We start from the raw sequence: 8,645 nt of genomic DNA on the forward strand, positions 1-8,645 counted from the left end.
ACAAGGAGAAAACAATGTCTACCAAGAGCTACGTAGCAGCAATTGATCAGGGAACCACGTCTACCCGCTGCATTATTTTCAACCACGACGGCGAACAGGTGTCCGTTGGCCAGCTCGAGCACGAGCAGATCTTCCCGGAGAAAGGCTGGGTCGAGCATGACCCGGAGGAAATCTGGAGCAACACCCGCCGCGCGGTGGGTGAGGCTTTGGCCAACGGCGATATCAACGTCGAAGACATCGCCGCCCTCGGTATTACTAACCAGCGTGAGACCACCGTTGTGTGGGACAAGAACACGGGCAAGCCGGTGTACAACGCCATTGTCTGGCAGGACACCCGCACCACAGAGATTTGTAAGGAGCTCGCCGGCGACGAGGGTGCGGACAAGTGGCGCCGCCGCACCGGCCTCATCATCAACTCGTACCCGGCCGGTCCGAAGGTCAAGTGGATCCTCGATAACGTCGAGGGTGCGCGCGAGCGCGCTGAAAAGGGCGAGCTGCTCTTCGGCACCATCGATACCTGGCTGCTGTGGAACCTCACCGGTGGTGCCGACGGTGACAACGGCCAGGAGGCCCTGCACGCCACCGACGTCACCAATGCCTCGCGCACCTTGCTCATGGACATCGAGAAGCTCGAGTGGGATGAGGAACTGTGCAAGGAGATGGGTATCCCGACGTCCATGCTCCCGGAGATCCGCCCGTCCCTGGGTGACTTCCGAACCGTGCGTGAGCGCGGCTCGCTGGCCGGCGTGCCGATTCGCGCCATTTTAGGTGACCAGCAGGCCGCCATGTTCGGCCAGGGCTGCTTCCGCCCGGGTTCCGCCAAGAATACCTACGGTACCGGCCTGTTCCTCCTGCTCAACACCGGTACTACCCCGAAGTTCTCCGAGAACGGCCTGCTCACCACCGTGTGCTTCCAGCGCGAGGGCGAGCGCCCTGTCTATGCGCTCGAAGGGTCCGTGTCCATGGGCGGTTCCTTGGTGCAATGGCTGCGCGATAACCTGCAGATCATCCCGAACTCTGCCTCCATCGAGAACATGGCCCGTGAGGTTAAGGACAACGGTGGCGTCTACATCGTTCCTGCCTTCTCTGGTCTGTTCGCCCCGTACTGGCGCCCGGATGCCCGCGGCGTCATCGTGGGCCTGACCCGCTTTGCCAACCGCAAACACCTGGCCCGCGCGGTCCTCGAGTCCACGGCGTACCAGACTCGCGACGTCGCCGATGCCATGGTGGCGGACTCCGGCGTGGAGATCACCGAGCTGCGCGTCGACGGCGGCATGACGATGAACGAGCTGCTCATGCAGTTCCAAGCGGACATGCTTGGCGTGGAGGTGCACCGCCCGAAGAACGTGGAGACCACCGCCACCGGTGCTGCATTCGCCGCGGGCCTTGACTCCGGCTTCTGGGATGACCTCAGCGTGCTGAGCTCCCAGCAGGGTGACTTCAAGGTGTGGAAGCCGCAACGCGAAAAGGAAGAAGTCGAGGCTCTCTACCGCGATTGGAAGCGCGCCATCAAGCGTTCCCTGAACTGGGAAGACGTGGACGATGACGACGTGATTGCCTAAGACCTGAACGACGCACGAGGACGCGGCCGTGACGAGTAATCTCGTGGCGGCCGCTTTCGTCGTTGGGCGCTTATCCGTGCCGTCGTGTGTCTCAACCTGACGTAGACTCGGGGCTATGGCCAATGAAGTATTCTCGGACCACGCTCCGCGCCTCATCATCAGCGATATCGACGGTACTTTGTTGGACCGAAACCACCGGGTGCCCAAGCGAAACCGCGAAGCTGTGGCCCGTGCGGTCGCCGCGGGCAGCGAGTTTGCGCTGGCAACTGGGCGCCCCTTCCGGTGGATCATGCCCGTGCTCGAGCAGCTGACCGTGCGCCCAGTCTGCGTGACATCAAATGGTGCGGTGATTTATGACTCGGCGGAGGACCGCGTTCTCTCCGCCCACGAGCTTTCGCCTGAGGCCCTCGCTGAAACCGTGAAGGTCGCTGCAAAGGTGCTCGAACCGCATGGCGGGGTTGGCTTCGGGGCGGAGCGCGCGGGAGGCTCGGTCTTGGACCCGGTTGAGGAACTCTTCGTGGTGGAATCGCACTATTCAGAGAACGCGCTCTTTGAGGGCTTCGGGCTGGTGAGCGTGGGGGAGTTGGTGTCTCGACCGGCGGTCAAGCTGTTGATTCGTAATACCGCGTTCTCGGCGCCGGAACTCTACGAACTCATCGCGCCGCACATTGATTCCGAGCTTGCTCACGTGACCTACTCGATGTCCGAGGGCGTTCTAGAGGTTGCGGCCCCCAACGTGACGAAGCGCCGCGGAGTGAAGTGGCTGGCTGAGCATCACGGTATCGCCCGCGAAGACATCATCGCCTTTGGCGATATGCCCAACGATATCGAGATGCTTGAGTGGGCAGGGTGCGGTGTTGCCATGGAGAATGCGCATCCGGATGTCGTGGCCGCTGCAGATGCAGTGACGCTGCCGCACCATCAAGCAGGTGTGGCAAAGGTCCTCGAGCGCTGGTTCTGATATCTCCGGTTGCGGGGTGCGTGGTGGTGTTTTAGTCTTTGTCGCATGGGGGATTTGGAGACTTATTTCTCCTACCGCAGTTCGGGGTTGGATCTTGTGGGGCTTGCGGTAGGCAGTGTGGATGATTTACGCGCGCGTGGCGCTTCATTGGCTGATGCGGTGGAGTTAGCTGGGCTGCATCGTGTGTATTTTGGGTCGACGCGTTTTACGGGCAAGCAGCGCCAAGCGCGTGCGGCTGCGGTTGCCCAAGGACATGATGTGGCGTCGTTGAACTTGATTGAGGCGTATACCGCCAAGGTGAAAAAGGAGTTGGATGCGTGGAATCTGCGTGTCAGGTTGGCAGGGACTCCAGCACACCAAATCCCAAAGGTAGCGAAGGAACGCTTGAAGCAGTTGCGGCCGCAGCGGGTGCCTGAACCTGGGGTGCGCTTGACGTACCGGAAGGTGGGGCCGCATTCGTTGACGATTACTGATTCAGCCTTGCGCATTAGTGAGATGCGTGGGACTTTGGAGTCGATTAATCCGGCTGATTTGTTGGATGCGGCAGGTCAGGTGTTCTTTAACCAGGCGCATGGGGGTTCGAAGCCTGCGGTGGCGACCAATGTGGTGGTTACGTTGGATGAGTTGGACCAGATTGTGCGGGGTGAGGGCGATGATATTGAGCTCGTGCTTACCAACGGTGGGCGGATGACGGGCCGGGAGTTTGTGACCTATAAGTTTGCTGAGGTTGGGTATGTGACTTTGGTGCATCCGACTATAGGGCCGGTGTGGTTGCATCGTGTGCGGCGTTTGGCTGGGTTTGAGCAGCGGTTAATGGCGAGTGCGGAGCATCCGACGTGTGCGCGTGAGGGGTGTAATAAGCCGGCGGATTATTGCCAGGTGCATCATTTAGTGCCGTGGCAGGCGGGTGGGGCGACGGATCCGCCGAATCTGACGATGTTGTGTGCTTATCACAATGGCATCAATGATGATGACCCGGATAAGCCGACTGGTGCCGGCTATGTCTTTAGGTTGCGGGGCGGGGTGGGGTATGTACCACCCTGGGCGGAGCCGATTACTTCGCAGCCGGCATACCAAGCGGCACAGGCAGCATTGAAGCAGCAGACCACAGGGGACTTTTTAGGTTCAGCCCTCCCGGATACCTAAACCCCAAGCCCAAATAAATGCCGAAGCGGAAGCCATCAGGTGGCTCCCGCTACATCGGCGATCCCGCTTAGACTTGGGGTGCTTTGGGGTTAGTCCGTGAACACCTGAATCTGCTCAGTCTCCGGGTTGTAGACAATGGAACCGCCCTGGAACTGCACGCGGACTTCCTTGCCGAGGCCGGTGGGGACTTCGTTGGACGTCGGCAAGCCGAGCGTCGCCGCGTTGTCGCCGGACGCCCATTCCTTGGCGATGCGTCCCACGAGTGCGTGCGTACCAGTGTCCTCAGAGCCTAGGACGATGCCGTTCTGAAAGAGCTGGTAGATGATGCCGGCCGACTCATCCGGCCCGCCCACAGCCAATCCCAGCGCTGGGCCGAAGGCGTTAAGGACCGCCGTCCACGTTTCCTTCAAGCCCTCGTTCTTGCTCAAGGACAGTACCTTGGTCACGATGCCCGGGATCTGCTCCACCGGCAGCCCGTTGACGGTCTGGTCCGTGTCAATCTGCTGGTCCGAGCGGGCATACATGATGGCGAAGAGCGTGCCGGCCAGGCCTACCAGTGCTGTTACGGTGCTCATCGGGATTTCAGTATCGCCCAGCGAGGATGTTGCCTCCTGGGCCGGTGCGGGGGCAGACGGCGCAGCCGTGCTCGGCGTGGAGTCAGGGGTGTCTGGTGTGGTCGTATCCTCGCTGTCCCAGTCCGTCGACGTCGAACCAGACGCGCCCGACTTGATGGCCAGGTACTTCTTGTGCGCCGCCGCGCGGATCTTCGGCCATTGGGCAATGGTGTATTGCCCCGGGCACGCGGTGTAGTGCACATCGCTGTGGCCGAAGAGGCCATAGACGGGGGCTGAAGCGCCCGCCGGGTAGCGCGAGCCGCCGTAGCCCTCCGAGCGGAGTGAAACGCGGGAGGACGGATCGACGCCGGAAATCGCGCCCTTCCAGCCGGCGAGGTCGGTGACAGATTCCAAGAGGGCTTCCGTCGGCTGCGCAGTCTCGTAGTTGCCGATCATGGAGATACCCCACGTGTTCTTGTTAAAACCGCCGATGTGCGCACCCTGCACAGCTTTAGCGAGCCCGCCGTAGCGGCCCTCGTAGATGGTGCCGTACTTATCCACCAGCGCGTTGTATCCGATATCGCACCAACCTAAATTCTGGGCGTGGTACTGGTAAGCAGCGCGCACCTGCGCGGCTGCTTGCGCGCGGGTGTAGTTATTGGAACCCGCGGTGTGGTGCAGCGCGATGGCCTTCACACCGTCGTCGTAGTCGGCGCCCTTGCAGCGGATATTCTCATTCGCGCCCCAGCCGGCGCGCGAAACCACGCGCGGCATGCCATCGGTCTCAGCGGTTGGCTCAATGCCCTCGCCCTCCTGGGCGTTGCCGTCCATGAAGACAGCCTCGAGGCCTTCGACGTCGCTGTTGGCCGGAAGCTCTTCGGTCTCGGCAACGGGGGCGATGTCGCCGACGTTGAAGGGGGCGTCGTCAAGCGCGGCGTCCTCAACGGGGGACTCGGTGAGTTTCTCATCCAAGTTCGACCCGGTCACCAGGTCCACGTTGTTGATGGAGACCTGCACGTCGTTGGTATCGCCCACGAAGATGAGCTCGGTGCCGTTCGTGGCATTGGGGTCATCGTTGTTGTAGGACATCGAGTCCATGTCGTACCACTCGGACCAGGACCCGTCCGGCTGCTTCGCGCGGACGAAGGCCGCGACATCGCGCGTGCCCTTCCACGTGACGGCGAAGGAGGAGAAGGTCTCATCGCGGTGGAATTGCTTGACGGCGCGCGGGCCTTCGCCCTCGCCCTGGGCTGCGATGGCCGGGTCATCCACCACGACCGTTTCGCCAGAACCGAAGGTTTCGGAGGCCGAGCTCACTTCGATGGGGCCGCTGCCCGCTTCCTGGGTCTGGATGAGGGTTTGGCCGCCCACGGCTGCGGCAGCGACCACAGCGATCGAGGTGACCGTGGCGATAACCGGCGTTGACCACGTCGATTTCGCGGGAACAAGACGACGTTTGAGGTGCACTGTTACTCCCTAGGATGGTGGCGCCACAAGGTTAAGAGAAGCGCAAAAAGTTAACTAACGGGACAGATGCTACGTCAGGTGTTGGAGTGGCAGAAGGTGTGACACGCGAGTTTCCTCGCTTGGGTGTCACCCGCCGTTTGCACGTGTTGCTGCCTTAAGCTGGTGGCCATGACTGCATATGACCTCATCGTTGTTGGATCTGGATTCTTCGGCCTGACCGTGGCCGAGCGCGCAGCCTCCCAGCTGGGCAAGAAGGTGCTCATCGTCGAGCGCCGCGGGCACCTGGGCGGCAACGCCTACTCGGAGGCCGAGCCGGAGACCGGCATCGAGGTCCACAAGTACGGCGCACACCTCTTTCACACCTCGAACAAGCGCGTGTGGGAGTACTGCAACCAGTTCACCGATTTCACCGACTACCAGCACCGCGTCTTCGCCATGCACGACGGCACGGCCTACCAGTTCCCCATGGGCTTGGGCCTGATTAACCAGTTCTTCGGTCGCTACTACTCCCCGGACGAGGCGCGCGAGCTCATCAAGGAGCAGGCCGGCGAGTTCGCCGTAGATGAGGCGCAGAACCTGGAGGAGAAGGCCATCGCGCTCATTGGCCGCCCGCTCTACGAGGCTTTCATCCGTGATTACACGGCCAAGCAGTGGCAGACCGACCCGAAGGAGCTGCCGGCCGGCAACATCACGCGCCTGCCGGTGCGCTACACCTTCAACAACCGCTACTTCAACGACACCTACGAGGGCCTGCCCGTCGACGGCTACGCGGCCTGGCTGGAGAAGATGGCGGAGCACGAGCTTATCGACGTCCGTCTGGGCACCGACTGGTTCGACGTGCGCGAGGAGGTGCGGGGGGCGTCGCCAAGCGCGCCGGTGGTCTACACCGGCCCACTGGATCGCTACTTCGACTTCGCCGAGGGTGAGCTGGGCTGGCGCACGCTGGACTTCGACCTGGAGGTGCTGGAGACCGGTGACTTCCAGGGCACCCCGGTGATGAACTACAACGATGCGGACGTGGACTACACCCGCATCCACGAGTTCCGCCACTTCCACCCGGAGCGCGCCGATAAGTACCCCAAGGACAAGACGGTGATTATGAAGGAGTACTCGCGCTTTGCCGAGAAGGGCGATGAGCCGTACTACCCGATCAACACCCCGGAGGACCGCTCCAAGCTGGAGGCCTACCGCAGGCTCGCCGCCGCTGAGGCCCGCGAGAACCAGGTTCTTTTTGGTGGCCGCCTGGGCACCTACCAGTACCTGGATATGCATATGGCCATCGCGTCCGCGCTGAGCATGTTCGATAACAAGCTGGCCCCGTTCTGGAATGAGGGCAAGGCCCTGGAGCAGGAGCGCGGCCACTAAGCCGCGTGCGGCCTGTACGGGTTAGTTCCCGTGGCGCGCTATGCTGAGACACCTCGATGGAAGGAGGTGACGGCATGGCCCAGCGCAAAAAGAAGCGCGCAGACCGCAGCATGTGGAAGATGTCCCCGGAGCGGCTCGAGGAACACCTCAAGCTGCGCAGTCGCGCAACGCGCATTCCCGATAAGAAGAAGGAACAATCCAGGAAGGCCTGCCGGAACACCCGGCAGGCCTTTGGCCTTTCTTTGGGAGGTTTCGCCAGCGCACGGGGCCGGGATGCCGCACATAAAACTTGTCGGGCGCTCAACGATTGGTTAAAGTTAACAGCAGGTTAACAATAGGCGAACAGAAAGTGAGTTTAGAGATGACTTCCCCGAATGCCCGCCGTTTCGATACGTTGCGCCAAGACCTGCACGCAGATTATGGCCACGAATACACCGCGCAGGAGATTGATTCCTTCCTCGACGCCACCATTGAGCGCCACGAGGCCGGCGCAACCTTAGAAGAGTTCATCCCCGTGATGGTGGAGCGCGAGGTGCGCGAGCACTTCGGTACGCACCGCATCCACGTGCGTTTCGCCGCAGGAGCTGACCACGCGCTGGCGCAGGCTGCCGTAGCGCTGACGAAGAAGTACGCCGGCGAGGCCCTGCTCGTCGATGCCGCCGTAGCCCACCCTGAAAACGACCCCGACTCCCACATGGCCCACGTGCTTCAAGAGCGCGGCATGGCGGAGCACCCGGACCGCTACCTCGAGGACCTGCGTCTGGTGACCATCCCGGATTACATCGTGTACTTGGGCCGCGAGATCCCGCGCGACGAGGCCGGCAAGGACATCAAGATTTGGGACATCGCCACGGCAGAAACCGTGGAGGAGACCCGCGAGCTGGCCGATGACCTCGGCGCCCGCGTGCTCTACATGCTCAACCGCCTGGGCATCGAGCCCATCTCGGAGGATGCCGCTGTCACGGCCTAAATCAGCTGGATAAAGACTTCCTCAACGCGGTCGACACTGCGCAGGGAATCTGGAAGGTTAAGACCGGCATGGGCGATGACGTAGGCGTCGCGTACATCGGTCTTGGAGTTGCCGACGTGGATGCGAGAGAGCTGCCGCATCGCAAGCCCTGGTAGATGGCGAACATCTGCCCCCATGTCTTGGGCGACTGCGACGGTCAACCGGCCGATGTTGTTGGGAATAACAAGGACCGAGGCGTTGTCGGCGAGGAATTGGCCGAAGAGCTTGCGTAGCGAGCCTTCATGCTGATTGATGCGTTTGGACAGGACTTGCCTGCCTTGGGGATCGAGGACGCAGGCGTGGTGGAAGTATTTGCCGACGTCTACGCCAATGACGAAGTCATAGGCCATGGGTGTATGCCTCCTAGCGATGAATGAGAAGTTGGACTATTTAAGCTTCATCGCTGGGGTTGTCGGACATGCTTGCGCTGGCATCCACATTACTGTGAGACCTCATACCACCTGGGCTGGGTCGGGTTCCTATTAGCAGTTTGAGGATGTCACTGTCTTCGGCGGCATCACCCCCGGATCATTTTCAGACAGGGGCGGGAACAAGCCATACCGAAGCCAGCGACTAGTTCC

7 protein-coding genes and 1 pseudogene are annotated in these 8,645 nt (G+C 61.6%); 6 read left to right on the forward strand and 2 right to left on the reverse strand.

Going from position 1 to position 8,645, the window contains the following annotated elements:
• Window positions 1-14 precede the first annotated feature (14 nt).
• From glpK to HMPREF2792_RS06120, 3 genes are all read left to right on the forward strand, one after another.
• Window positions 15-1,562, forward strand: a complete 1,548-nt coding sequence (gene glpK / locus HMPREF2792_RS06110; protein WP_070523843.1) for a glycerol kinase GlpK — start codon at window positions 15-17, stop codon at window positions 1,560-1,562.
• Window positions 1,563-1,677: 115 nt separating this feature from the next.
• Window positions 1,678-2,523, forward strand: coding sequence for a Cof-type HAD-IIB family hydrolase (locus HMPREF2792_RS06115; protein WP_070523840.1), 846 nt, complete (start codon window positions 1,678-1,680; stop codon window positions 2,521-2,523).
• A 45-nt stretch (window positions 2,524-2,568) separates the two neighbouring features.
• A complete protein-coding gene (locus HMPREF2792_RS06120; protein ID WP_070531830.1) occupies window positions 2,569-3,669 on the forward strand; it encodes an HNH endonuclease signature motif containing protein in 1,101 nt (366 codons plus the stop codon).
• Window positions 3,670-3,758: 89 nt separating this feature from the next.
• Here the strand turns inward: HMPREF2792_RS06120 and HMPREF2792_RS06125 are convergent, their stop codons facing one another.
• Complete coding sequence (locus tag HMPREF2792_RS06125) at window positions 3,759-5,690, reverse strand: N-acetylmuramoyl-L-alanine amidase (RefSeq protein WP_070531833.1); 1,932 nt, start codon at window positions 5,688-5,690, stop codon at window positions 3,759-3,761.
• Between the two features lie 168 nt (window positions 5,691-5,858).
• Between HMPREF2792_RS06125 and glf the strand changes: the two genes are divergently transcribed.
• The 3 genes from glf to HMPREF2792_RS06140 all read left to right on the forward strand — a co-directional run bounded on the left by glf (window position 5,859) and on the right by HMPREF2792_RS06140 (window position 8,025).
• Window positions 5,859-7,055, forward strand: a complete 1,197-nt coding sequence (gene glf / locus HMPREF2792_RS06130) for a UDP-galactopyranose mutase (RefSeq protein WP_070531836.1) — start codon at window positions 5,859-5,861, stop codon at window positions 7,053-7,055.
• Between the two features lie 74 nt (window positions 7,056-7,129).
• A complete protein-coding gene (locus HMPREF2792_RS06135; RefSeq protein ID WP_070531839.1) occupies window positions 7,130-7,387 on the forward strand; it encodes a hypothetical protein in 258 nt (85 codons plus the stop codon).
• Window positions 7,388-7,416: 29 nt separating this feature from the next.
• Complete coding sequence (locus HMPREF2792_RS06140; RefSeq protein WP_046647606.1) at window positions 7,417-8,025, forward strand: three-helix bundle dimerization domain-containing protein; 609 nt, start codon at window positions 7,417-7,419, stop codon at window positions 8,023-8,025.
• A gap of 2 nt (window positions 8,026-8,027) precedes the next feature.
• Here the strand turns inward: HMPREF2792_RS06140 and HMPREF2792_RS06145 are convergent.
• A pseudogene (locus HMPREF2792_RS06145) lies at window positions 8,028-8,414 on the reverse strand (IS110 family transposase); the annotation flags it as partial.
• Between the last annotated feature and the right edge of the window lie 231 nt (window positions 8,415-8,645).

Source organism: Corynebacterium sp. HMSC068H04, from assembly GCF_001811255.1.
Taxonomy (GTDB): domain Bacteria; phylum Actinomycetota; class Actinomycetes; order Mycobacteriales; family Mycobacteriaceae; genus Corynebacterium; species Corynebacterium hesseae.